Annotated in this window: 21 protein-coding genes, 1 tRNA gene and 1 pseudogene; 12 read left to right on the top strand and 11 right to left on the bottom strand. The window is 69.3% G+C overall.

All coding sequences use genetic code 11. From position 1 onward, the window contains the following. Positions 1-8 precede the first annotated feature (8 nt). The 7 genes and pseudogenes from dmpG (at position 9) to AC3WQR_RS15500 (ending at position 7,875) form a co-directional block, all read left to right on the top strand. Entirely contained in the window at positions 9-1,082 is a 1,074-nt protein-coding gene (gene dmpG, locus AC3WQR_RS15530) for a 4-hydroxy-2-oxovalerate aldolase (RefSeq protein ID WP_492742646.1), read from the top strand. Beyond that, positions 1,079-1,867: a 2-oxo-3-hexenedioate decarboxylase gene (dmpH, locus tag AC3WQR_RS15525; protein WP_492742644.1), complete on the top strand. Its 789-nt coding sequence runs from the start codon at positions 1,079-1,081 to the stop codon at positions 1,865-1,867. The genes dmpG and dmpH overlap by 4 nt, the downstream gene beginning before the upstream one ends. Before the next feature lie 33 nt (positions 1,868-1,900). Then, positions 1,901-2,098, top strand: a pseudogene (thmT, locus tag AC3WQR_RS15520) (2-hydroxymuconate tautomerase); the annotation flags it as partial. 264 nt (positions 2,099-2,362) lie between these two features. Beyond that, complete coding sequence (locus AC3WQR_RS15515) at positions 2,363-4,003, top strand: ATP-binding cassette domain-containing protein (protein ID WP_492742642.1); 1,641 nt, start codon at positions 2,363-2,365, stop codon at positions 4,001-4,003. A 29-nt stretch (positions 4,004-4,032) separates the two neighbouring features. Continuing rightward, positions 4,033-5,349, top strand: coding sequence for an HlyD family type I secretion periplasmic adaptor subunit (locus AC3WQR_RS15510; RefSeq protein WP_492742640.1), 1,317 nt, complete (start codon positions 4,033-4,035; stop codon positions 5,347-5,349). Positions 5,350-5,367: 18 nt separating this feature from the next. Next, complete coding sequence (locus AC3WQR_RS15505) at positions 5,368-6,861, top strand: TolC family protein (protein ID WP_492742639.1); 1,494 nt, start codon at positions 5,368-5,370, stop codon at positions 6,859-6,861. 282 nt (positions 6,862-7,143) lie between these two features. Next, entirely contained in the window at positions 7,144-7,875 is a 732-nt protein-coding gene (locus tag AC3WQR_RS15500) for a hypothetical protein (protein WP_492742638.1), read from the top strand. Positions 7,876-7,946: 71 nt separating this feature from the next. On the opposite strand, the gene AC3WQR_RS15495 is transcribed toward AC3WQR_RS15500, so the two are convergent. Beyond that, positions 7,947-8,023, bottom strand: a tRNA-Met gene (locus tag AC3WQR_RS15495). Between the two features lie 167 nt (positions 8,024-8,190). On the opposite strand from AC3WQR_RS15495, the gene AC3WQR_RS15490 reads away from it, so the two are divergent. Both AC3WQR_RS15490 and AC3WQR_RS15485 read left to right on the top strand, forming a co-directional pair. Beyond that, on the top strand, positions 8,191-8,865 hold the full coding sequence (locus AC3WQR_RS15490) for a sigma-70 family RNA polymerase sigma factor (RefSeq protein ID WP_492742637.1): 675 nt from the start codon (positions 8,191-8,193) through the stop codon (positions 8,863-8,865). After that, positions 8,862-10,127 carry a hypothetical protein gene (locus AC3WQR_RS15485; protein ID WP_492742635.1) on the top strand — a complete coding sequence of 422 codons (1,266 nt, stop codon included), beginning with the start codon at positions 8,862-8,864 and terminating at the stop codon, positions 10,125-10,127. Before AC3WQR_RS15490 ends, AC3WQR_RS15485 begins: the two co-directional genes overlap by 4 nt. 45 nt (positions 10,128-10,172) lie before the next feature. Here the strand turns inward: AC3WQR_RS15485 and AC3WQR_RS15480 are convergent, their stop codons facing one another. Further along, the gene (locus tag AC3WQR_RS15480) at positions 10,173-10,952 is read right to left on the bottom strand and encodes an enoyl-CoA hydratase (protein WP_062481985.1); all 780 of its coding nucleotides are present in this window, start codon (positions 10,950-10,952) and stop codon (positions 10,173-10,175) included. A gap of 133 nt (positions 10,953-11,085) precedes the next feature. Here AC3WQR_RS15480 and AC3WQR_RS15475 point away from each other — a divergent pair, with 133 nt between their 5' ends. After that, positions 11,086-11,694 carry a DUF2325 domain-containing protein gene (locus AC3WQR_RS15475; protein WP_492742633.1) on the top strand — a complete coding sequence of 203 codons (609 nt, stop codon included), beginning with the start codon at positions 11,086-11,088 and terminating at the stop codon, positions 11,692-11,694. Positions 11,695-11,704: 10 nt separating this feature from the next. On the opposite strand, the gene AC3WQR_RS15470 is transcribed toward AC3WQR_RS15475, so the two are convergent. Genes AC3WQR_RS15470 through AC3WQR_RS15460 form a run of 3 tightly spaced genes read right to left on the bottom strand, consistent with a single transcriptional unit; the run spans position 11,705 to position 15,459 of the window. Continuing rightward, on the bottom strand, positions 11,705-13,561 hold the full coding sequence (locus tag AC3WQR_RS15470; RefSeq protein WP_492742632.1) for a M61 family metallopeptidase: 1,857 nt from the start codon (positions 13,559-13,561) through the stop codon (positions 11,705-11,707). A 4-nt stretch (positions 13,562-13,565) separates the two neighbouring features. Continuing rightward, positions 13,566-14,285: a DsbC family protein gene (locus AC3WQR_RS15465; protein WP_070062774.1), complete on the bottom strand. Its 720-nt coding sequence runs from the start codon at positions 14,283-14,285 to the stop codon at positions 13,566-13,568. Between the two features lie 46 nt (positions 14,286-14,331). Then, complete coding sequence (locus AC3WQR_RS15460; protein ID WP_492686528.1) at positions 14,332-15,459, bottom strand: FAD-dependent monooxygenase; 1,128 nt, start codon at positions 15,457-15,459, stop codon at positions 14,332-14,334. A 57-nt stretch (positions 15,460-15,516) separates the two neighbouring features. On the opposite strand from AC3WQR_RS15460, the gene AC3WQR_RS15455 reads away from it, so the two are divergent. Further along, on the top strand, positions 15,517-16,431 hold the full coding sequence (locus tag AC3WQR_RS15455; protein WP_492742630.1) for an MOSC domain-containing protein: 915 nt from the start codon (positions 15,517-15,519) through the stop codon (positions 16,429-16,431). 341 nt (positions 16,432-16,772) lie between these two features. On the opposite strand, the gene rbsD is transcribed toward AC3WQR_RS15455, so the two are convergent. From rbsD to AC3WQR_RS15425, 6 genes are read right to left on the bottom strand one after another with little or no spacing between them, the layout of a single operon-like run. Further along, positions 16,773-17,168: a D-ribose pyranase gene (rbsD, locus tag AC3WQR_RS15450; RefSeq protein WP_492742628.1), complete on the bottom strand. Its 396-nt coding sequence runs from the start codon at positions 17,166-17,168 to the stop codon at positions 16,773-16,775. Beyond that, positions 17,165-18,133, bottom strand: a complete 969-nt coding sequence (rbsK, locus tag AC3WQR_RS15445; protein ID WP_492742626.1) for a ribokinase — start codon at positions 18,131-18,133, stop codon at positions 17,165-17,167. The genes rbsD and rbsK overlap by 4 nt, the downstream gene beginning before the upstream one ends. Then, positions 18,130-19,209, bottom strand: a complete 1,080-nt coding sequence (locus tag AC3WQR_RS15440; RefSeq protein ID WP_492742625.1) for a LacI family DNA-binding transcriptional regulator — start codon at positions 19,207-19,209, stop codon at positions 18,130-18,132. The genes rbsK and AC3WQR_RS15440 overlap by 4 nt, the downstream gene beginning before the upstream one ends. Positions 19,210-19,233: 24 nt before the next feature. Beyond that, positions 19,234-20,238 (bottom strand): ABC transporter permease, encoded by a 1,005-nt coding sequence (locus AC3WQR_RS15435; RefSeq protein WP_062482008.1) that lies wholly within the window; start codon positions 20,236-20,238, stop codon positions 19,234-19,236. Positions 20,239-20,243: 5 nt separating this feature from the next. Further along, a complete protein-coding gene (locus tag AC3WQR_RS15430; RefSeq protein WP_492742623.1) occupies positions 20,244-21,866 on the bottom strand; it encodes a sugar ABC transporter ATP-binding protein in 1,623 nt (540 codons plus the stop codon). A gap of 36 nt (positions 21,867-21,902) precedes the next feature. Beyond that, on the bottom strand, positions 21,903-22,856 hold the full coding sequence (locus AC3WQR_RS15425) for a sugar ABC transporter substrate-binding protein (protein ID WP_062479141.1): 954 nt from the start codon (positions 22,854-22,856) through the stop codon (positions 21,903-21,905). A 263-nt stretch (positions 22,857-23,119) separates the two neighbouring features. Between AC3WQR_RS15425 and ychF the strand changes: the two genes are divergently transcribed. Next, on the top strand, positions 23,120-24,211 hold the full coding sequence (gene ychF / locus AC3WQR_RS15420; protein WP_095948031.1) for a redox-regulated ATPase YchF: 1,092 nt from the start codon (positions 23,120-23,122) through the stop codon (positions 24,209-24,211). Positions 24,212-24,290: the final 79 nt, after the last annotated feature.

Here is a 24,290-nt window from a genome sequence, read left to right as displayed (position 1 = left end):
GCACACCCATGACCACCCCCACGAACACCCACCTGCAGGGCCGCCGCGTCACCCTGCACGACATGACGCTGCGCGACGGCATGCACCCCAAGCGCCACCTGATGACGCTCGAACAGATGACGCACATCGCCAGCGGGCTCGACGAAGCGGGCGTGCCGCTGATCGAGGTGACGCACGGCGACGGCCTGGGCGGCAGCTCGGTCAACTACGGCTTTCCCGCGCATTCCGACGAAGCGTATCTGGGCGCCGTGATCCCGCTGATGAAGCAGGCCAAGGTGTCGGCGCTGCTGATTCCTGGCATCGGCACCGTGGACCATCTGCGCATGGCGCACGGCCTGGGCGTGCACACCGTGCGCGTGGCCACGCACTGCACCGAGGCCGACGTGTCCGAGCAGCACATCACGATGGCGCGCCGGCTCGGCATGGACACGGTGGGCTTTCTCATGATGGCCCACATGGCCTCGCCCGAGACGCTGGTGCGCCAGGCATTGCTCATGGAAGGCTACGGCGCCAACTGCATCTACGTGACCGACTCGGCCGGCCACATGCTGCCGGACGATGTCACGGCGCGCATCGGCGCGGTGCGCGCGGCGCTCCAGGCCGACACCGAGCTGGGCTTTCATGGCCATCACAACCTCGCGATGGGCGTGGCCAATTCGGTCGCGGCCGTTGCGGCCGGCGCCAACCGCATCGACGCTGCCGCCGCAGGCCTGGGCGCGGGCGCGGGCAACACGCCGATGGAGGTGTTCGTGGCGGTGTGCGACCGCATGGGCATCGAGACCGGCGTCGATGTGTTCCGCATCCAGGACGTGGCCGAGGACCGCGTCGTGCCGATCATGGACCACATGATCCGCGTCGACCGCGACTCGCTCACGCTGGGCTATGCGGGCGTGTACTCGAGCTTCCTGCTGTTCGCCAAGCGCGCCGAGAAGAAGTACGGCGTGCCCGCGCGCGAGATCCTGGTGGAGCTGGGGCGACGCGGCATGGTCGGCGGCCAGGAAGACATGATCGAAGACACGGCCATCACGCTGGCCCGCGCACGCCAGGCCGTGCAGCAACCACAGGAAGGAGTGGCGGCATGAAGCTCGACAAGAACACCATCGCCGCGCTCGCCGAGCACCTGGAGACCTGCGAGCTCGAGGCGCGCGACACGCCCAAGATCACCGACGAACATCCCGAGATGGACTGGGACGATGCCTACGCCATCCAGAACGAGATCCGCCGCCGCAAGCTCGCGCGCGGCCACCGCATCATCGGGCTGAAGGCCGGGCTCACCTCGCACGCGAAGATGAAGCAGATGGGCGTGACCACGCCGGTCTTCGGCTTCATGGCCGACAACTACGCGCTGCCCGAAGGCGGCGAGTGCAAGGTGAGCGATCTCATCCATCCGAAGGTCGAGCCCGAGATCGCGTTCGTCACGAAGCGCGCGCTCAGCGGCCCGGGCTGCCACATCGGTGCCGTGCTCGCGGCCACCGACTTCGTGCTGCCGGGCATCGAGGTGATCGACAGCCGCTACCGCGACTTCAAGTTCGACCTGAAGAGCGTGGTGGCCGACAACACCTCGGCCTCGCGCTTCGTGGTGGGCGGGCGCGCCGTGCCCGCGAGCGAGGTCGACCTGCGCACCGTGGGCATCGTGCTGGAGAAGAACGGCCAGCCCGTGGCCTTCGGCGCGGGCGCCGCGGTGCTCGGCCACCCGGCCGCGGCGATCGCGATGCTGGCCAACCACCTGGGCGCGCGCGGCGAGGAGATTCCGGCGGGCACGCTGATCCTGTCGGGCGGCATCACCGAGGCCGTGGCCGTGCAGGCGGGCGATGCCGTCACGCTGAAGGTGCAGGGCATGGGCAGCGTGGGCCTGCGCTTCGTCTGATCTGCATCAACCACTGAAGCACACAGCAGGAGTACACGAATGCCCTTTGCACAGATCTACCTCATCGAAGGCCGCACCGAAGAACAGAAGCGCGCGCTGATCGAGAAAGTGACCCGCGCCATCGTCGAGGCCGTCGACGCGCCGAAGGAGAACGTGCGCGTGTGGCTGCACGACATGCCCAAGGAAAACTGGGGCATCGGCGGCGTGTCCGCCAAAGACCTCGGACGCTGACCGCTTCGCGCTGCGGCGCTGTCTTCTTCAAGGCCCTTGCGAGTCGCTGACTCGCAAGGGCCTTGTGCTTTGTACGAACTCCTGGGGGCTTTGTTCACAGTTTCGCCCTGTGCCTATGTTTGTCGCACCCGCTTTCGGACTCGTCCGATGGATGGAACGGGACCGTCTTCCTAAAGTCATCGGTCAACAAACCGTATGAGCTGGCGCCGCGCGTGCGCGTGCCGCTGCGGTCCCGTTTTTCATTCAGCAAGCACTAGGAATCACATGGCAACGAAGAAGACGAAGGTCGTCGTCAACAGCAACGGCAGGAACATCGATCACACGGTGGAAGCGGCAACGAACGGCACCAAGATCGGTGAAGCCGTGTTCGAGTTCAGCGCGCGCCACGTGCGCTCGCACCTGGTGGACATGGCGGGCAAGAAGGCCGATCTGATCCTGGGCTCGATGCTGTTTCGCAAGCTGCTGTCCACGCGCATGGAGCACAAGCCGCAGTCGTCGGGTTCGTCGGCCAACCAGCTGCGTGAGTTCGAGTCGGTGCGCGACTTCGTGACCTCGGCCACCATCTCGACGCTGTCGGACCTGCCGTTCTGCCTGCTGTTCGTGGGCATCATCTTCATGATCGGCGGGCCGCTGGCGCTGGTGCCGCTGCTGTCCATTCCACTCATCATCCTCATCAGCGTGGCCATCCAGTGGCCGCTGGCCAAGGTGATGCAGGAGAACCTGCGCGAGGGTTCGCTCAAGCAGGGCCTGCTCATCGAATCGATCGAAGGCATCGAGTCGCTCAAGGCCGCGCGCGGCGAGGGCGTGATGCAGCAGAAGTGGGAAAACTTCAGCGCGCTCGCGGCCACCAGCTCCATGAAGTCGCGCAAGCTCTCGAGCATGGCGGTGAACCTCGTCACGCTGATCCAGCAGGTGCAGACCGTGGTGCTGGTGGTGTGGGGCGTGTACCTCATCCATGCGGGTGAGTTCACGATGGGCGCGCTGTTTGGCACGGTCATCCTGGCCGGGCGCTCGACCTCGCCGCTGGCGGCGGTGGTGGGCCTGGCGGTGCGCTACCAGCAGGCCAAGACGGCGCTGACCTCGCTCAACCAGGTGATGGCCAAGCCGGCCGACCGCGTGGCGGAGCGCCGCTACCTGGCCAAGCCGGTGTTCAACGGCCACGTCACGCTCAAGAAGATCAACTTTGCGTACCCCGCGCCGCCGATGCAGCCGGCACCGCCGGTGCTGCAGGACGTGAGCCTCGCGATCAAGGCCGGCGAACGCATCGCCATCCTGGGCAACATCGGTTGCGGCAAGTCGACGCTGCTGCGCGTGATGGCCGCGATGTACCAGCCCGGTGCCGGGCAGGTGCTGCTCGACGGCGTCGACGTGGGCCAGATCGACCCGGCCGACGTGCGCGCCGCCGTGGGCCTGCTGAGCCAGGACGCGCGCCTGTTCCACGGCACGCTGCGCGACAACGTGACCATCGGCCACCCCTCGGCCACCACGGAAGAGTTTCTGCACGTGGCGCGCATCACCGGCATCGACGCGATTGCGGCGCGCCATCCGCGCGGCTACGACATGCCCATCGGCGAGGGCGGCCACGGCCTCTCGGGCGGGCAGCGCCAGCTGGTGGCACTGGCGCGCTGCCTGCTGCTGCGCCCGCGCATCCTGCTGATGGACGAGCCCACCAGCTCGATGGACCTGCAGACCGAACATGAATTCCTGCGCCGCATGGCGCACGTCACGCAGGGCCAGACCCTGGTGGTGGCCACGCACCGGCTGTCGGTGCTCGACCTGGTCGATCGCATCGTCGTGATGGACGGCGACGGCAAGGTGTTTCTCGACGGACCGAAAGACGCCGTGCTGGCGCGCCTGCGTGGCGCGGCCGGCAATGAACCGAACGAACAACCGGTGCCCGCATGAGCGCGCACCCGATGCAAGGAAACGATGCCATGAACACGAATGAAACCACCGCGGGGCCCATGCCCGGCGCGGCCTTGCCGGCGAAGGTGCCGGCCCCCGTGGCGAAGCTGCCCGCGAAGCGCCCGGGCCCGAGCGGCCAGGCACGCAACGAAGACTCGCCCTTCGTGAAGGACCTGCGCGAAGCGATGCTGGTGCAGAAGACGCCGGGCAGCCTGGCGGTGCTGTACCTCATCGCAACGATCCTCGTGGTCGGCGGCGTGTGGGCGCACTTTGCCAAGGTGGAAGAGATCACGCAGGGCGAAGGCCGTGTGATTCCGGCCAGCCGCGAGCAGATCATCCAGAGCCTGGAGGGCGGCATCCTGGAAGAGATGAACGTGCACGAAGGCGACGTGGTCGAGCGCGGGCAGATCCTGCTCGAGATCGACCCGACGCGCGCGGGCGCGTCGTACCGCGAAGGGCTGTCGAAGGTGCAAGCGCTGAAGGGCTCCATTGCCCGCCTGCGCGCCGAGGCCTATGCGCAGCCGCTGGCGTTTCCGCCGGACGTGCAGGGCGTGGACTCGATCGTGCGCGACGAGACGCAGGCCTACAACGCACGCCGCCAGACGCTCAACGAGAGCGTGGGCGCGCTGCAGCGCAGCCTGCAGCTGGCCGAGCGCGAGATCTCGCTGTCGGAGCCGCTGTCGGCGCGCGGCCTGATGTCGGAAGTGGAAGTCTTGCGCATGAAGCGCCAGGCCAACGAGTTCCGCCTGCAGATCGCCGAGCGCCAGAACAAGTACCGGGCCGAGGCCAACGCCGAGCTCACGCGCTTCGAGGGCGAGCTGGCGCAGGCCAAGGAGAACATGGGCGCGCGCGAAGACGTGATGAAGCGCACCACCATCAAGGCGCCCGTGAAGGGCACCGTGAAGAACATCCGCGTGAACACCATCGGCGGCGTGATCCAGCAGGGCGCGGACATCATGGAGATCGTGCCACTGGAAGACCAGCTGCTGGTGGAAGCCAAGATCAAGCCCTCGGACGTGGCCTTCATCCGCCCGACGTTGCCGGCCACCGTGAAGATTTCGGCCTATGACTACGGCATCTACGGCGGCCTCACCGGCACGGTGGAGCACCTGAGCCCCGACACGTTGAAGGACGACGACAAGGCACGCCAGGGCGCGCGCGGCGACACGTCGTACTACCGGTTGCTGGTGCGCACGGACAAGGCCTCCTTGAGCGCGGGCGACAAGGAGTTCCCCATCATTCCCGGCATGACCGCCACGGTCGAGATCCGCACGGGCGAGAAATCAGTTCTGAGCTACCTGCTGAAGCCGGTGCTCAAGGCGCGCGAAGCGTTCCGCGAACGCTGAGCAGGAGTCGAAGTCATCATGAAAACGAAGAAGAACAAATCCATGCAGTCGGGCGTGTGCGCGTTGCTGTCGGTGTCGATGCTGTTCGGCGCCGGTGCGTCGGTGGCGCATGCGTCGCAGGACGAGGCGCCCGCGCTGAAGGTGGCGCGGCGGTTGGCTGCAGCACCGACCGTGGCGGTTGCCGTGGCGCCTGTGGCCATGCCGATGCCGGCGCCGTTCGTGGCCGCATCGCCGCCGCCGTTCCAGAGGCGCAAGGTGGTGGCGTCCGCTTCGGCGATGGGCCTCAGCGCCGACGCGGGCGAGCGCCTGCGCGCCTACCTCGACGAGAACGTGCGCAAGGCGCTCGAGCTCAGCGCCGAGGCGCGCGAGGCGCAGGCCAACTGGAAGGCGGCCGAGTACGACATCGACCAGGCCAAGGGCCAGCGTTGGCCGCAGGTGCAGGTGGGCGTGTCGTCGCCTTCCGCGACCTTCGGCGGCGGCGCCAACAACAGCGGCACGCGCAGCGCGTCGGGCAACCTCGCGATCACCACGCCGGTGTACGACTGGGGGCGCCTGAGCGCCACCATCGACAGCCGCACCGAGACCTCGAAGGCGGCCTACCAGGCGGCGCAGCAGGTGCGCCAGAAGATCGCGTACGACACCGTGTCGGCGCTGCTCGAACAGCGGCGCCACCAGGCGGCGCTCGAGGCCAGCCAGGGTTATGTGAAGCGCATGGAAGAGCTGGTCGACATGCTGAGCCAGATCGTGCAGAGCGACCGCGGCCGCGCCAGCGAACTCACGCAGGCGCGCGCACGCCGCCTGCAGGCCGTGACCGGCCGCGACGCCATCGTGGCCAAGCTGCGCGAAGTGCAGGTGAGCCTCGTGAAGCTGGTCGGCGAAGAGGTGCAGTGGCCGGCCGACCTGGCATGGGAGATCCGTCCGGTCGCGCTGCAGGACGCCCTGATTGCGGGCGCCGAGCATCCGGCCATGCAGCAGGCGCGGGCCGAGGCGAAGGCCGCGGGCCTGTATGCGGAGTCGGTAAAGGCCGGGCGCCTGCCGCAGCTGAACTGGGTGGTCGGCAAGAGCACGCAGGAAGATTCGGCGGGCAACAAGCAGCCGTGGTCCACGGGCCTGTCGCTGCAGTGGAACGCGTTCCAGGGCGGCTCGGGGCGGGCGTCGGAACGCGCGGCCTTCGAGCGCGCGGCGGCCGGCGAGGAAAAGGCCGAGGCCTCGGCGCGCGACCTGGCCTACCGGCTGCGCACCTCCGCCGAGCAGCGCGACGCGGCGGCCAGCCGTGCCGGCGAGTACACCGAGCTGATCCAGGAAACCGACCGCGTGCGCAAGATCTTCTACGAGCAGTGGTACCACCTGGGCAAGCGCACGCTGCTGGACGTGCTCACGGCCGAGAGCGACCACTACAACAACCAGTCGGCCCAGGTGACGACGCGCTTCGACGCCGAGGCCGCCGACCTGCGCATGCGCGCCGACTCGGCCATGCTGCTGGACTGGCTGCGCGGCGCAAAGGTGCTCTGAGGGGCGCGAAAGGCGCGGCTTTTCGGAATAGTCCTATGTACGGGCCGTGCGGGCCTTCCTAGGATGGGTGAACGCCGGGTTGCCTCAGTGGGCCCGCTGCCTTGTGCCGCATCGCATGCGGCATGAAGCGCGGGCGCAGCGGACGCGGCTTCATTCATTCTTTTGAGAATTTCGAGCACCCATGCCGGTCCTGATCACCGGGGTCGCGAACCGCGGCCCGAGCCCCCGAAAGCATTGCCCCGCAGCCGTTGGCGCCACGGCGAACCGCGAGGCCGCTCGCGCATGAGCCGCTTCTTCGCCGCACCCTCGGAGCCCCTGGCGCGCCCCGCCCGCCGCATCGGCGTGCTCGGCCATGCGCTGCGCGAGCGCGAGTACGCGCGGCGCGTGCTGCGCGCGCTGGGCGTGGCGCCGCTGGTCTTCACCAGCATCGACGAACTGGCGACGCTGGGCGACCGCCTGAACCTGCTGTTCCTGGCCGACGTGCCCGAGGCGGCGAGCGAGGAGGCGCCGGACGTGCTGTCGTTGATGGGGACGAAGGTCGTTCCGCTGGCGCAGGAGGCGCCCGCGCCCACGCGGCACCTGCGGGGGCGCCCGCCCGCGGCGGCACCGGCGTTCGACGACTTCTACCGCACCATCCTGCTGTCGCTCCGAACGCGCGGCCTGGCGTGCGCGATGCCAACGCCGCTCGTGTGGGGCGCCTACAGCTTCCAGCCGATGGACCGCAGCGTGAGCTTCCCGGGCCGCACGCAGCGCGTCGACCCGGTCACCTTCGACCTCGCGCTGGAGTTCTTCTTCAACGCCGAGCGCGTGCTGTCGATTCCGCGGCTGCGGCAGATGCTCAACCCCGTGCGCGGCGCGCGCAGGTTCTGGGGCAACGAACTCATCGGCACGCTGACGGACGTGGTGGACGAGTTGCAGCTGCACGGCGCCCACGGCTGGCGCCTGGTGCACTGCGAGCCCGAGGCGTTCCGGCTGGACCGGGTGCCGGTGGGCGAGACGGCATCGGACGCCTGAACGAAAAAAGCCCTAAGTCGTTGAAAACTTAGGGCTTTTTGAGCCATTCCGCCGGGGCGGGGAGGCTGTGTTGGTGGCTCTTCACGGACTCGAACCGCGGACCTGTGGATTATGATTCCATCGCTCTAACCGACTGAGCTAAAGAGCCGTCAGTGCAATTCAGCACCGAGCCCAAAATTATAGCCCAGGCTTTGGGCCCAGTTCAACTCCCGGCGTTTTCAGGTCGATTTTTCTGCAATCGAATGCGTCGGATCGCGTTTCGACCTAACCCCGATCGCCGCCGTGAGCCGTACAAGCTCGGGTGACAATCCTGCGATGTCTGCGCTGCCACGCGCCCCTTCTGCTGCTGCCCGCACCGCCACCGAGCGCGACGCCATGCCCGACGATCAGTTGATGCTGGCCTACGCCCACGGCGACGCCGCCGCCTTCGACGTGCTCTATGCACGCCACGAAGGCGGCCTGTTCCGCTTCGTCAAGCGCCTGCTCGGCGCGCGGCTGGCCGCGCAGGCCGACGAGGTGTTCCAGGACACTTGGGTGCGGATCATCTCGGCGCGCGACAGCTTCTCGCCGCAGGGCGCCACCTGGCGCACCTGGGCCTTCACCATCGCGCACAACCTCGCGATGGACCGCCTGCGCGTGAGCGGGCGCGAGGTGACGCTCGATGGCCATGCGACCGACGACGAAGGCGATGCGGTGCCGGCGCTGGACCGCGGCGTGCACGGTGCCACCGACTTGTCGGCGCATCCGTCGGCCGAAGAGCTGGCGTTCTGGCGCGCCGCCGGTCGTCGGTTGCTGATCTGCCTCGACGAACTGCCGGCCGAGCAGCGCGCGGCTTTTCTTCTGCACCATGAAGACGGCCTCACCGTCGACGCGCTCGCGGCCCGGCTGGAGATCGGCTTCGAGACCGTGCGCAGCCGTCTGCGCTACGGGCTGCAGAAGCTGCGCGGCTGCATGGAACGCTACCTGTCGGTGCTGGAGCAGCGGGCATGAGCACCGGCATGGACGACGACCTGCACGACGCGCGGCTGCGTCGCGCGCTGGACCACGCGCCCGACCGCGACGCCGTGCCCGCGGCCCACACGCGCGAGGCGATCCTGAAGATGGCGCACAACCTCGCCGCGGCCTCCGCGCCGGCGGCCGGCCCTACGGTGCAGGCCGCGCCGTGGTGGCGACGCCTGTTCGGCGGCGGCAGCCCCCGCTCGCGCATGCCGTGGAACGCGGCCTTCGCGACCGTGCTCGTGGCGACCTTCGTCACCGTGCTGTGGCATCGCGAGCCGGTGCCCGACGCGCGGCTTGATGGCGAGGCGCAAGTGGCCGGGGCGCCCGCGCCGGCGTCAGCACCGCCTGCGCAAACGGCGGAAGCGCCGGCAGTGGCAGCGGCTCCTGTGCCACCTGCGCCCGCCGCTGAGCCGGCCGCAACGGCGGACATGACACCGCCCGCAGCGCAGCGCAGCGAAGCGGCGCGCGATGCGAAAGAAACCCTGAAGCAGCGCGAGACGCAGGACACGCGTGAAGCGTCGCGGCGGCGCGAAGCCCCTGCGGCGGCGTCGGTCCAGAAGGACGAAGCACGGACCATGGAAAAGGCGGCGCCCGCGGCCCCGGTGGTGCAAGCCCCGGCGCCCGTGACTGCACCCGCCGCACCGGCCATCGCATCCGCGCCCATGCCGGTCGCGCCGCCCATGGCCGATGTCGGCCAGAGTCCGATGCCCTACGCAGCCGCACCGCCGGCGCCGGCCGTAGCGCCTGCAGCGCCTGCAGCGCCGATGCAGCGCGAGTCCGCAGAGACGGTGCAGTCGCTTGCCGCGCAAGGCGGTGCCAGCGCGAATGTCGCCGGCATGCAGCGCCGCGCCGCTCCCGTGCAAGCCGCGCCGGCTCCGTCGGCCGCCGCCAAGGCGGCGCCGCGCGCAGTCACCGAAGCCGTCGCGACCGGCGGCTTCACGGCCCTGGACCGCTGGACCACCCTCGACATCACGCGCGCCGGCGCCACCACGCGCCAGGCGCGCGGCGACACCGAAGGCCTCGCGGCGCTGGTGAACACCGTGGCGCGCGCGGCCACCGTGTCGGGCGGGGAATTGGGTGCGCCGGTCGAGGCGCGCATCGAACTGCGACGCGACGGCGCGTTGCTGGCCGTGCTCGAGATCGCGGGCGACCAGGTGCGGTGGACGCCGCAGCCGGGCGGCCCCGCCGCCATCGGCATGCCGCCGGCGCAGGCGCTCGACGCGCTGCGCACGGCGCTGTCGCGAGCCCGCTGACGGCAACCGCTGCTGCGGCCGCCGGGCCCGCGACGATCAGTCTGATCAGGCGTTCTTGAAATCCGGCTGGCGCTTGGCCAGGAAGGCGTCCATGCCTTCCTTCTGGTCCTGCGTGGCGAACAGCGCGTGGAACAGGCGGCGTTCGAACATCACGCCGTCGCTCAGGCCGCTCTCGAAGGCGCGGTTGACCGATTCCTTGGCCGCCATCACGGCGATCTGCGAGAAGCCCGCGATGATCAGCGCGGCGCCCAGCGCCTCGTCGGCCAGCTTTTCAAAAGGCACCACGCGGCTCACGAGGCCCGCGCGCTCGGCTTCGGCGGCGTCCATCATGCGGGCGGTGAGCGCCATGTCCATGGCCTTGCTCTTGCCCACCGCACGCGGCAGGCGCTGGGTGCCGCCGGCACCGGGGATCACGCCGATCTTGATCTCGGGCTGGCCGAACTTGGCGTTGTCGGCCGCGATGATGAAGTCGCACATCATCGCGAGTTCGCAGCCGCCGCCCAGTGCGAAGCCGCTCACGGCCGCGATCACCGGCTTGCGGATCGAGCGGATGGTTTCCCAATTGCGCGTGATGTAGTCGCCCTTGTAGGTGTCGATGAAGCTGTACTTGGCCATCGCCGCGATGTCGGCGCCGGCCGCGAAGGCGCGCTCGCTGCCCGTGAGGATGATGCAGCCGATGGCGTCGTCGGCGTCGAAGGCCTTGAGCGCCTGGCCCAGCTCGGTCATCAGCGCGTCGTTCAGCGCATTGAGGGCCTTGGGGCGGTTGAGGGTGATGATGCCGACCTTGCCTGCTTCGGTCCGCACGTCGATGTTTTCGTAGCTCATGGTGTCGCTGTCTCCGGGGGAGGTGGGGAAAAAAACGCGTCCCACTATACCCAGCCAGGCTTCGGGCCCGCTGACGCGCGGGTGTTTCATTTGAGAATTGTTCTCATCTAGAATGGCCGCCATGGACTTCCCGATGCAAGAACATGCCGTGTTGCTGCGGGCCTATGCCCGGGTGCAGGAGCGTTGCTCGCGCCTGCTGGTGGAACAGGCCGCCCGGGTCGAGCGGCTCGAGGCGCAGATCGTGCGGTTGCGCGGCGCACTGGTGGCGCGCGACTCGGCGATCGCCATCGTGCGCGAGGAACTGGCGGCGCGCGCCGACAGAGGCACTGCCTTGCCCCAGCGCCTGCATGCGCTGCTGGCGCCGGGCGGCCGGCGCCACCATGCCTTGCCGCCAGGGCCGCAGATGCCGGCCGACCTGCGGGCCAAGTCGGTGCTGTGCGTGGGCCGTTCGGAAGCGACGCCCGAGGCGCCTTCGCTGGCGCGCCAGCTCGTGGAGATTGCCGGTGGCCGTTACCTGCACCACGACGGCGGCGACGAGGCCGACGACCCCGCGGCGCTCGAGGCGGGCCTGCGCGCCGCCGACCTCGTGATCTGCCAGACCGGCTGCGTGAGCCACGGCGCCTACTGGCGCGTGCAGGACCACTGCCGCCGCACCGGCAAGCCCTGCGTGCTGGTGGGCGAGCCGCAGCCGATGCTGTTCGTGCGGCCGCCGCTGGCGGCGGCCGTCGATCACCCGGCCTGAACGGAAGAAATTACGGCTTGGCTGCGAGCCAGGCCGAGATCCTGGCCGCGTCGTGCGAGAACAGCCGCCACGTGGTCGAGCCCGTCGGCAGCGTGAGCGGCAGGCGCAGCAGCCGGCGGTCGCGGGCGACGAGGGCGGTGCACTTGGTGGCATCACCGAGGTACAGCGCCAGGTCGTCGAGCTTGGTGAGGCGCCAAGCCTGTGCGGGTTGCGCCGCACCCTTGCCGCGACCACCGACGGCCGGCAACTCGATACCGAGCCATTCGTCGTTGGCCGAGAAACCGGCCTTTTCGGCGGCGCCGCCGCGCAGCACCACCTTGATCTGCACGCTGCCGCCGGTTTCGGCCACGCGCAAGCCGAGCGCCTGCGCGGGTTGCGAGGGGTCGTCGAGCGTGGCCACGCCGTGCGCGCGCAGCAGGTCGGCCAGCGGGAGTTCGTCGGTCGAATGCACCCAGCGTGCGAGTTCCGGGGCGTACGAGCGCCCGCCCACGGCTTCGAGCGCGGCGGCGATGTCGGCCTCGCTGATCGGGCCGCCGTTGCTGTGCGTCCAGAGGTGGCGCATCACGTCGTCGAGCGTGCCCTTGCCTTCCTGACGCAGCGTGAGGTCGAAGCACAGCGCCACCAGCGCACCCTTGGTGTAGTAGCTGACGGTGCTGTTGGGCGTCTGCTCGTCCTGGCGGTAGTACTTGACCCAGGCGTCGAAGCTCGCGTCGGCCACCGGCTGCACCAGCCGGCCGGGCGTCTGCAGCACCTGGTTGATGGTCTTGTTGAGCAGGCGCAGGTAGGCGGCGTCGTCGATGCGGCCGGCGCGGCGCAGCAGCAGGTCGTCGTAGTAGCTCGTGAAGCCTTCGAAGAACCACAGCAGCTGCGTGTAGTTCTCGCGGCTGTAGTCGTAGCTCGCGAACTCCGCCGGGCGCATGCGCTTGACGTTCCAGGTGTGGAAGTACTCGTGGCTGATGAGGCCTAGCAGCGTGGTGTAGCCCTCGGGCTGCTTCTTCTTTTCGCCGCGCAGCGGCAGGTCGCGGCGGTTGCAGATGAGCGCGGTGGAGTGGCGGTGCTCGAGCCCGCCGTAGCCGTCGTCCACCGCGTTGAGCATGAACACGTAGCGGTCGATCGGCAGCTTCGGCCCGCCGCGCTTGCCGGCCTTGTCGCCGTGCCAGAAGCGGATCTCGGCTTCGCAGATGGCCTTGGTGTCGGCAATGAGGCGCTCGCCGTCGAACGAGGCCGCGGCGCCCGCGATCACGAAGCGGTGCGGCACGCCGCAGGCGTCGAACTCGGCGCTCCAGAAGGCGCCCATCTCGACCGGGCTGTCGGCCAGTTCGTCGTAGCCGGCGGCGCGGTAGCTGCCGAAGCCGTGCTTGTCGGCCTTCGTCGGCACGAGCGCGGTGGCACACGACCAGCGCGCGGCGTCGGCCGGCAGCGCGGGCGGCACGATCTCCAGCGCGTGCGGCGCCTCGGTCTGGCCTTCGACGCGCAGGCACACGCTGGTGCCGTTGAAGAAGCCGCGCGTGGCGTCGAGCCAGGCGGTGCGCACCGAGTTGTCGTAGGCGCAGACCTGGTAGTGCAGCACCAGCGGCTGGCCCGGCACGCAGTCGAGCTGCCAGCTGCACTTGTCGAGCTGCGTCAGCACCGGCTTGCGGCGGCCCTGCGTGGCGCGCAGGCCCTGCAGGTTCTTGGCGAACTCGCGCACGAGGTAGCTGCCCGGAATCCACACCGGCAGCGCCACGCGCTGCTGCGCGGCGGGCGCGGCGATGGTCAGCGTGACGGCGAACAGGCGCGCATGCAGGTCGGCGCACTCGATGCGGCAATGCACGGCGGGCGCGGCGGTGGCCGCGGCCGTGCGCCGGGAAGCGGAGGTCGTCGCCATCGGATCAGTTGGCGGCGGCGAGCTGCTTCTCGACCTGCTCGGCGGGAATGGCGCCCGGGACGCGGCTGCCGTCGGTGAAGATCAGCGTGGGCGTGCCGGTGATGTTGTACTTGCGGCCGAACTCCACGTTGCGCTCCAGCGCCGTCACGTTGCAGCTGGTGGCTGCGGCGGCGGGCTTGACGTTGCCTTCCATCCAGTCGGCCCAGGCCTTGCCCGGGTCCTTGCTGCACCAGATGTCGCGCGACTTGGCGGTCGAATCGGGGCCGAGCACGGGGTACAGGAACATGTAGACGGTCACGTTGTCGACCTTCTTCATGTCCTTCTCGAAGCGCTTGCAATAACCGCAGTTCGGGTCTTCGAAGACCGCGACCTTGCGCTTGCCGTTGCCGCGCACGATCTTGATGGCGTCTTTCAGCGGCAGCTTGTCGAAGGCGACGGCGGTGAGCTTCTCGACGCGCTCTTCGGTGAGATTGCGGCGGGTCTTGGCGTCGATCAGGCTGCCCTGCAGCAGGTAGCCGCCTTGCTCGTCGGTGTACAGGATCTGGCTGCCGTTGACGCGCACTTCGTACAGGCCCGGCACGGGCGTCTTGGTGACTTCCTCGATGGGCGGCAGCTGCGGGATGTGCGTCGGCAGGTTCTTGCGGATCTCGGCCTCGCCCGCGCCGGCGGTGGAGAGCGTGAGCAGCGCGCAGGCGGCGACGAGAAGGTGGCGGACGAAGGTCATCGGGAAGGTTTCGGGAAAAAGGTGGAGGGCTGGTGGGCGCGGGGCGTCAGGCCTTCAGGCCCATGGCTTGTGCGGTGATCCAGTGCTTCACGAAGCGCGTGCGGTCGAAACCGCGCATGCCCCAGTTGCGCAACGCAGGCAGTGGCCCCAGGTTGTGCGAGAAAAGTTGCTGCAATCCGTCGGTGGCCAGGCTCATCTGCAGCACGTCGGCGCGGCGGGCGCGTTCGTAGCGGCGCAGCAGGCGGGCGTCGCCCACGCTGCGCCAGTAGTCGCGGGTGCGGATCACGTCGGCCAGCGCGGCCGCATCGGCCAGGCCGAGGTTCAGGCCCTGGCCCGCGAGCGGATGCACCGTGTGGGCGGCGTCGCCCGCGAGCACCCAGGACTGGGTGGGCTGGCCCGGCATCGCACCCGACCAGCGGTCGGCGATGGCGCGCGACAGCGGCCACACGGCGCGTTCGCTCGTGAGCCGCAGCGAGCCCAGCTCGCCGTGGCTGGCCTCACTCACGGCGGCATTGAATTCTTCGGCGCCTTGCGCGACCAGCTCGGGCACGCGCAGCTGGTCGACCGACCACACCAGCGCCAGCGTCTTGCCGTGCACGCCGCCCAGCGGCAGCAGGGCGAACACCTCGCCGCGGTCGTTGAACCATTGGCGCGCGATGCCGTCGTGCGTGTGCGCGGCCTCGAGCCGCGCGGCAATGGCGTGCTGCGGGTAGCGCGTGACCTCGTAGCTCACGCCCAGCGCCGCGCGCGAGGCGCTGGCCTTGCCTTCGCACACCACCGTGAGCGGCGCGGCCACGGGCTCGGTCACCACGTCGATCAGGGGCTGGAAGCGCACCGCGTCGGCCAGTTGCTGCTCGAGCGCGGGCACGTCGACGATCCAGGCCAGCGCCTCGACCTTCTGGCGCGCGGCGCTGAACTGCACGCGGCCGCCGTCGTCGCCATGCACCTGCATCTCGTGCACCGGCGTGGCATGGGCGGTGTCGGGCCAGGCGCGCAGCGATTCGAGCATGGTGCGGGACGCCGCGTTGAGCGCGTACGCCCGGATGTCTTCCTTGCCCGCAGGGGCCGGCGGCACCACGAGCGCGACACGCACGCGTTCGCGCGCCAGCAGCAGCGCCAGCGTGCGGCCGACGATGCCGGCGCCGCGGATACAAACTTCGGGAGAAAGGGCCATCGGATGATTGTAGGAGTTGCCTCGCGCGCGGGCGCCGATACCCGTTCATGCGGGAGAATGGCCAGCGATTTCAAAGGAACCCCCACCGTGTCGCAGCCGCCCGCTTTCGATCTCCAGGCCACCATCGCCCGCCTGTTCGTGTACCCCGTCAAGTCGTGCGCCGGCGTCGAGCTCGACGAGATGCTGCTCACCGAAACCGGCCTGGAGTTCGACCGGGCCTGGATGGTGGTCGATGCGCAGGGCGAGTTCGTCACCCAGCGGCAGCTGCCGCGCATGGCGCTCATCCAGCCGCAGATGAAGCACACCGAGGTCGTGCTGCGCGCGCCCGGCATGCTGGCGCTGCACCTGGCCTTCGACCGCGTCGAGCAGCCGGTGCGCGTGCGCGTGTGGAAGGACGAGGTGGCGGCCTACGACATGGGTGACATCGCGGCCCAGTGGTTCAGCGATTTCCTCTCCGAGCCCGGCAAGCCGCAGACGCTGCGCCTGGTGCGCTTCGACCCCGAGCACCAGCGCCTGTCGAGCCTGAAGTGGACCGACGGCGTCGAGGCGCTGAACCAGTTCGCCGACGGCTTCCCGCTGTTGGTGGCCAGCGAAGGCTCGATCGCCGAGCTCAACGAGCGCCTGGCGGCGGCGGGCCACGGCCCGGTCGGCATCGAGCGCTTCCGCCCGAACATCGTGCTGGCCGGCATCGAGTCGCACGACGAAGACCGGGTCGACGCGCTGCACGTCACCACCGGCGAAGGCGAGGCCGAGCTGCGCCCGGTCAAGCCCTGCACGCGCTGCCCCATTCCCGACATCGACCCGGCCACCGCGCTCAGCAGCCCCGAGGTCGGCGACATGCTGCGCACCTACCGCGCCGACGCGCGTGTGGACGGCGGCATCACCTTCGGCATGAACTGCATCGTGGTGCAGGGCGTGGAGCACATGCTCAAGGTGGGGCAGTCCGTCGGCGCGAACTACCGCTTCGAGTGAAGGGCATGGCGCGCGCCTGAGCGGCGTGCGGTCAACTCGGGGTGCGTGCACAGGACACCGGGTACTCCCCTCCGCGAATGTCCCCCGGCCTGCGGCCTCCTCCTTGATTTCGCTGCGGGGAGCCCCCGATGCCCTGCGCACGAGGGCACGCTCTGCGCTTGCGGGCGATCAACGACTGCTGCGAACAACGCTCACGCTGATGGGGTGCCTTGCGCAGCGAAATCAAGGGGGAGGCCGAAGGCCGGAGGACATTCGCGGAGCAAGGTGCCCCGTCGGCGGGAGCGCGCCCTGAACAATGCCCGATCTGACCCCAGACAGACCGTGGGCAGTCGCTCAGAGCCTCAGAACTTCACGCCGGCGACCAGGATGATGTTCGCGTAGGGCGTGCATTCACCCGTGCGCACGATGGCGCGGGCCTTCGCGCTGCGGCGCTTGAATTCCTCGTGCGACACCGTTTGTGGCGCGATGCCCAGCGACTGCGGGTACCAGCCTGGCAGCGCCTTCGCATCGCCTTGCAGCGCTTCGTCGGCCACCACGATGGCTTCGACCTGCATCTCGGACAGCACCGCCTTGAGCACATCGCTGATCCCCGGCACACCGCGTGCCACGGCCAGGTCGATGCGGCGCGGGCCGTCGGGAATGGGCAGGCCGGCGTCGCCGATCACCAGCATGTCGCCGTGGCCCATCGAGGCGATCACGTGGGAGAGTTCGGCGTGCAGCAGGGGAGAGCGTTTCACAGCGTGATCCAGTCGGGGGGCAGGGGGCTGCGCAGCACGGCGTCGCGCAGCGGAATGGAGGGTTGGGCGCCGGGCTGCTGGATGCACAGCGCGGCGGCGCGGATGCCCAGGCGCACGGCCTCGTCGAACGATTGGCCTTCGCCCAGCGCCACGGCAAGCGCGCCCAGGAAGGTGTCGCCGGCGGCGGTGGTGTCGACGGCCTGCACCTTCGGCGCGGGATGGTGGCGGGCGCCGTCGGCGTCGACCGCCACGGCGCCGCGCGAACCCAGCGTCACGACCACGCGGGCGATGCCGCGCGCGCGCAGTGCCTGGCCGGCCTGCGCTGCTTCCTCGGGGCTGTCGGCGTTCTGGCCTGACAGGGTCTGCGCCTCGATCTCGTTGACCACCAGCGTGTCGATGCGGGGCCAGAGCGCCTCGGCGATGGCTTGCACCGGAGAGGGGTTGAGCATCACCGCGCAGCCCGCGTCGTGCGCGGCGTTGATGGCGCGTGTCACCTGGTCCATCGGGGTCTCGAACTGCGCGACGAGGAAGGCCGCGCCCTGCACCTGCTGCGTCAGCGAGGCTTCGTCGATGGCGACGCGCGCGTTGGCGCCGGGAATCATCACGATGCGGTTCTGGCCGCTGTCTTCCACGAGGATCAGCGCCGTGCCGGTCGGCTCGCCCGCCACGGTGCGCAGCGCGGCGGTGTCGATGCCGTCGCGCGCGAGCGCATTGCGCAGGGCCGCGCCATGTGCGTCGTCGCCCACGCAGCCGATCATCTGCACCTGCGCGCCTTGGCGTGCGCAGCTCACGGCCTGGTTGGCGCCCTTGCCGCCGGGAATGGCGTCGATCGAGCGGCCCAGCAGGGTTTCGCCCGCGGCTGGCGCGTGCGGCACGCGCAGCACGATGTCCATGTTCAGGCTGCCGAGCACCACGATGCGCGGCGGCGAAGACGGCGTGGAGGAAGAAAGAGGCTGAAGGCTCACGAGCTGCGGGACTTGGAAGGTGTGGCGGTGGTGGAAGGAGCGGGCGTCACGCCGGCTTCGCGAAAGCCCGCGTGGCGCGCGGTCGAGGCGCGCACGCGCAGCTCGGGCTGCAGCACGACCTTGCGCGCGTCGCGGCGCTTGCCGCCCATGCGCTCCAGCAGCATGTCGACCGCCAGCGCGCCGATGCGCTCCTTGGGTTGGGCCACGGTGGTGAGCGGCGGGCTGGTGTAGGCCGACAGTTCGATGTCGTCGAAGCCGACGATGGACAGTTCGTCGGGCACGCGCACGCCGCTTTCATGCGCGGCGCGCAGCGCGCCGATGGCCATCAGGTCGTTGCACACGAACACGGCCGAGGGCTTCTGCTCGGTGCGCAGGATGGCGTGCATCGCCTCGTAGCCGCCTTGGCTGGTGAAGCCGCCGCGCCACAGCAGCGCGTCGGCGTTCGGTGCCGATCCGGTCTCCGCCAACGCCATGCGCCAGCCTTCGATGCGCTGCTCGCTCGAGGTCACGCCCAGCGGACCGCCGATGCAAGCGATGCGCTTGTGGCCCAGCGACAGCAGGTGCCGCACCGCGAGCAGGCCGCCCTGCATGTGCGCGGTTTCCACCAGGTCGCAGGCCGGGTCGGCGATCTCGCGGTCGACCAGCACGGTGGGAATGCGCAGGCCGCGCAGCTGGGTGGCGAGCGAGTCGTCTTCATCGGCGCCGGTCGACACCACGATGAGCCCGTCGATGCGGCGCTCGGCCAGCACCTGCAGGTACACGCTCTGGCGCCGGGGCTCGTCGTCGGTGTTGCACAGCACCAGCGTGTAGCCGGCGCCGAAGCAGCGGTCTTCCACGATGCGCACGATCTCGGCGAAGTAGGGGTTCGAGCTGTTGGGAATCAGCATGCCCAGCGTCGAGGTGGTGTTGCTCTTGAGGCTGCGCGCCATCGCGTTGGGCACGTAGCCCAGTTCGCGGATCGCCAGCTCGACGCGCTCGCGCACCTTGGCGCTCACGTGGCGCGTGTCGTTGACGACGTGCGACACGGTGGTGACGGAAACGCCCGCCTGGAGTGCGACGTCCTTGATGGTGGCCATGGTTTTCTCTGGGTTCCTTGAGGCTCAGGCCAGTCGACGATCGGCCCGGCGCTGGCGCAGGGTGTCGATGATGACGGCCACCACGATCACCGCGCCCGTGATGATGCGCTTGCTTGGTTCGCTCGCGCCCACCTGGGCCAGGCCGGCTTCGAGCACGGCGATGATCAGCACGCCGAAGAAGGTGTTGACCACCGAGCCGCGCCCGCCCATGAGGCTGGTGCCGCCGATGACCACAGCCGCGATCACCTGCAGCTCGATGCCCACGCCCGCGTTCGGGTCGGCCGCTTCGAGGCGGGCCGACTGCATCAGGCCCGCGAGCCCGGCCAAGAGGCCGGTCACGGCGAACACGATGATGCGGATCGGCCGCGGGTCGATGCCCGCCAGGCGCATGGCTTCTTCATTCGTGCCGATGCCCACCACGTGGCGGCCGAACACGCTGCGCGTGAGCACCAGCTGCCCCACGGCCACCAGCACCACGGCGAGCACGAAGGCGGCCGAGATGCCGCCGATCCACGGCGCGGCCAGGCCCGAGATGGCGTCGCCCACGTACTGCGTGCGCGAGTCGGTGACCAGGTAGGCGCCGCCGCGCACGGCCTCGAGCATGCCCAGCGAAACGATGAAGCTCGGCAGCCGCCACGCGACCGACACCGCGCCCGTCACCGTGCCGCAGATGAGGCCGGTGGCCAGGCCGAGCAGGGCGGCCAGCGGCACCGAGAGTTTCCATTCGAGGATGGCGGCGGCCGTGACGGCCGCGCTCAGCGCGAGCACCGAGCCCACCGACAGGTCGATGCCCGCGATGATCAGCACGAAGGTCATGCCCACGGCCATCACGGCCAGCGCCGGGATCTCGTTGGCGATGGAGATGAAGGTTTCGCGCGTGAGGAAGTATTCGCTCATCGAGCCGAAGAGCGCAATCATGCCCAGCAGCACGACCGTCAGGCCCAGGTAGGTGCCGAGCTGGCCCTTGAGCGCAGACGGCGGCTTGCCGGCGGCGGCGGAAGCAGGAGAAGAGGGAGAGGCTGCGTTCATGGTCGTCAGGCGTCGGCGGAAGTCGGGGCGGATGCGGAAGGGGCGGAATCCGCCGGGGAACCGGGCACGCGGCCCGTGGCGTCGCTGAAGGCGGCGGCGAGCAGCGACTGTTCGCTCCACTCGCCGCGCTCGAACACGGCGACCAGGCGGCCGGCGCTCATCACGCCGATGCGGTCGCACATGGCCATCAGCTCGCGCAGGTCGCTGGACACCATCAGGAGCGCCTTGCCGGCGTCGGTCATGCGGTCGAGTTCGGCGTACAGGTCGGCGCGCGCGCCCACGTCCACGCCGCGCGTGGGTTCGTCCAGCAGCAGCACCTTGCATTCGCGGTGCAGCCAGCGGGCGAACACCACCTTCTGTTGGTTGCCGCCGCTGAGCGTGGACACGGGTTGTTCGATGCTGCGCGAGCGGATGCGCAGCAGCTCGACCAGCCGGCGCGCAATCTGCCGTTCCTTGGCGCGGCGCAGCCAGCCGGCGTGCGAGATGGCGCCGAGGTCGCTCAGCGTGGCGTTGACGCGGATCGGCTGCGTGAGCAGCAGGCCCTGCGACTTGCGGTCTTCGGTCACGAGGCCGATGCCCGCGCGAATGGCCTGCATCGGCGAGCGCCAGCCCTTGCGCGCATGCCGCACGGGCTGCGCGGCGGGCGTGCCGTCGTGCAGCACGACCTCGCCGCGGTCGGCGCGGTCGGCGCCGAACAGCAGCCGCACGAGCTCGGTGCGGCCCGAGCCGACCAGGCCGGCCAGGCCCATGACTTCGCCCGCGCGCAGTTCGAGATCGACGTCGCGCACCACCTGCGCCCGGCCGATGCCGCGCGCGCTCAGCAGCACCGGGCCCGCCACGCGGCGCGCGCGGCCTTCGTGCTCATGCACCGCACGCCCGACCATGCGCTGCACCAGTTCGGATTCGCGCACGCCGGCCATGGCGCGCACGTCGACCAGCTTGCCGTCGCGCAGCACCGCCACGCGGTCGGCGATGCGCTGCAGCTCTTCGAGGCGGTGCGACACGTAGACGATCGCCACGCCGCGCAGCTTCAGCAGTTCGATCTGCTCGAACAGGTGCGCGGTTTCGCGCGGCGTGAGCATGGCGGTGGGCTCGTCGAGCACCAGCACGCGCGTGTCGTCCTGCAGGTTGCGCGCGATCTCCACCATCTGCTGCTGGCCGATGCCCAGCCGCGCCACCGGCGTGGCCGGGTCGATGCCGTCCAGGCCGATCTTGGCGAGCTGGCGCTCGGCCAGCTCGTGCAGCGTGGCGCGGCGGATCCAGCCGCTCTTGTGCGGCAGGCGGTCGAGCAGCAGGTTCTCGGCCACCGACAGCGTGGTGACGAGGCCGAGTTCCTGCATGACCATGCGCACGCCCAGCCGCTCGGCATCGCGGCGCGAGGCCGGCGCGAAAGGCTGGCCATCGAGCAGCATGCCGCCGCGCGTGGGCTGCACCAGCCCGCAGACGATCTTCGACAGCGTGCTCTTGCCCGCGCCGTTCTCGCCCGTGAGCGCGAGCACCTCGCCGGCGCGCAGCTCGAGAGAAACGCCGTCGAGCACCGGCGCCGCATAGTCCTTGCCGACCGTGCTCAGGGAGAGCACGGCGGTGGGTAAGGGCGGGTGCAGGGCGGCGTCGGTGGCGGCAGTCAAAACGGAGTCTTCTTCTTGTTGAGGGGAGCGGAGGGCTTACTTGGAGGATTTGGTGACGAGCACCACGTCGGTCTTCACTTCGGCCGGCATTTCCGATTGCTTCTTCTTGTCGGCGATGGCCTTCAGCGCGGTCTCGATACCGAACACCGCCTGCTTGGCGGCGAACTGGTCGGCGGTGGCGAGCACGCGGCCGTCCTTCAGCATCGGCTTGATGGCGCCGATGTTGTCGTAGCCCACCACCAGCACCTTGCCGGTCTTGCCCGCGGCCTTGACGGCCGCCACGGCGCCCAGCGCCATGCTGTCGTTGCCGGCCAGCAGGGCCTTCAGGTCGGGGTGCTCGCGCATCATGCCGGCGGCCACGGTGTTGCCCTTGTCGATTTCCCACTGGCCCGACTGCACGCCGACCACGGTCATGCCGCCGGCCTTCATGGCGTCCTGGTAGCCCAGCGTGCGCTGCTGCGCATTGAAGGTGGTCGACACGCCTTCGATGATGCCGACCTTGTCGCCCGACTTCAGCTCCTTGGCCAGCGCGTCGCCCACCAGCTTGGCGCCGGCGCGGTTGTCGGGGCCGACGAAGGGCACCTGGATACCCTTTTCCTTCAGGGCGTCGGCGTCCAGCCGGTTGTCGATGTTCACGACCAGGATGCCCTTGTCGATGGCCGCCTTGATCACCGGCACCAGCGCCTTCGAATCGGCCGGCGCGATGACCAGCGCGTTGATCTTCTGCGCCACCATCTGCTCGACCATCTTGATCTGGGCGGCGGTGTCGGTCTCGTCCTTGATGCCGTTGGCCACCAGCGTGTACTGCGCGGCGTTGGCCTTCTGGTGCGCCTTGGCGCCGTCTTCCATGGTGCGGAAGAACTCGTTGGCCAGCGACTTCATGACCAGCGCGACCTTGGGTTTGTCCTGCGCGAAGGCGGGCGTTCCGGCGATGGCGCCCAGCAAGGTCAGTGCGGCAGCGCTTTGCAGGGTACGGCGGGTGAACTTCATGGTGGATGTCTCCTGAAATGAGGGGTCAGAGCGGAACGCCGGTCTGTGCCGGGGGCTCCGATGTTAATCGAGGGAAACGTTTGCGCAAACGTTTGCCAGTCGGGTCAAACCCTGAGCCTTTCAGCCCTCGAAGCCTCTGCCAGAGGGCTTTCGTGCGGAGTCGAGCGCCTTGGAAAAGGACGCGCCGGCGTGGCGGGAAGGGCGCCTGGCCAGGGGGAGAACCCGGTCAGCCTAAAATCGGGGGTTACCCAAGAGGACCTCCCATGAGTTTGCAATGCGGCATCGTCGGCCTGCCCAACGTCGGTAAATCCACCCTTTTCAATGCGTTGACCAAGGCCGGCATCGCAGCGGAAAACTATCCGTTCTGCACCATCGAGCCCAACGTGGGCGTGGTGGAAGTGCCCGATCCGCGGCTCGACCAGCTGAGCGAGATCGTCAAGCCCGAGCGCGTGGTGCCCGCCATCGTCGAGTTCGTCGACATCGCCGGCCTGGTGGCCGGTGCCAGCACCGGTGAAGGCCTGGGCAACAAGTTCCTGGCGCACATCCGCGAGACCGACGCCACCGTGAACGTGGTGCGCTGCTTCGACGACGAGAACGTGATCCACGTGGCCGGCAAGGTCGACCCGATCTCCGACATCGAAGTGATCCAGACCGAACTCTGCCTGGCCGACCTGGCCACGGTCGAGAAGGCACTGCACCGCCACACCAAGGTGGCCCGCTCGGGCGACAAGGACGCGCAGAAGCTCGTCGGCCTGCTCGAACGCTGCCAGGCCGCGCTGAACGAGAACACGCCCGTGCGCGCGCTCGAGTTCACGAAGGAAGAGATGCCGCTGGTGAAGAGCTTCACGCTCATCACCGCCAAGCCCGCCATGTTCGTGGGCAACGTGTCGGAAGACGGCTTCGAGAACAACCCCTACCTGGACCGCCTGCGCGAGTACGCCGCCAAGCAGGGCGCGCCCGTGGTCGCCATCTGCGCCAAGATCGAAGCCGACCTGGCCGAGATGGACGACGAAGACAAGAAGATGTTCCTCGCCGAGATCGGCCAGGAAGAGCCGGGCCTGAACCGCCTGATCCGCGCCGCCTTCAAGCTGCTGGGCCTGCAGACCTACTTCACCGCCGGCGTGAAGGAAGTGCGCGCCTGGACCATCCACATCGGCGACACCGGCCCGCAGGCCGCCGGCGTGATCCACGGCGACTTCGAAAAGGGCTACATCCGCGCCCAGACCATCGCGTTCGACGACTACATCGCCTTCAAGGGCGAGCAGGGCGCGAAGGACGCGGGGAAGATGCGGTCGGAAGGCAAGGAATACGTCGTGAAGGATGGCGACGTGATGAACTTCCTGTTCAGTTCCTGATTTCGCTCGCCCCTTGCGGGGGCAGCACCTGAGGCCCGGCAAAGCCGGTTCCTCGGTGTTTCACGAACGGGCCGCCTTG

Source organism: Variovorax sp. FW305-3-2-15-B-LB1, assembly GCF_058787635.1.
This window is presented reverse-complemented; position numbering and strand designations above follow the sequence as displayed.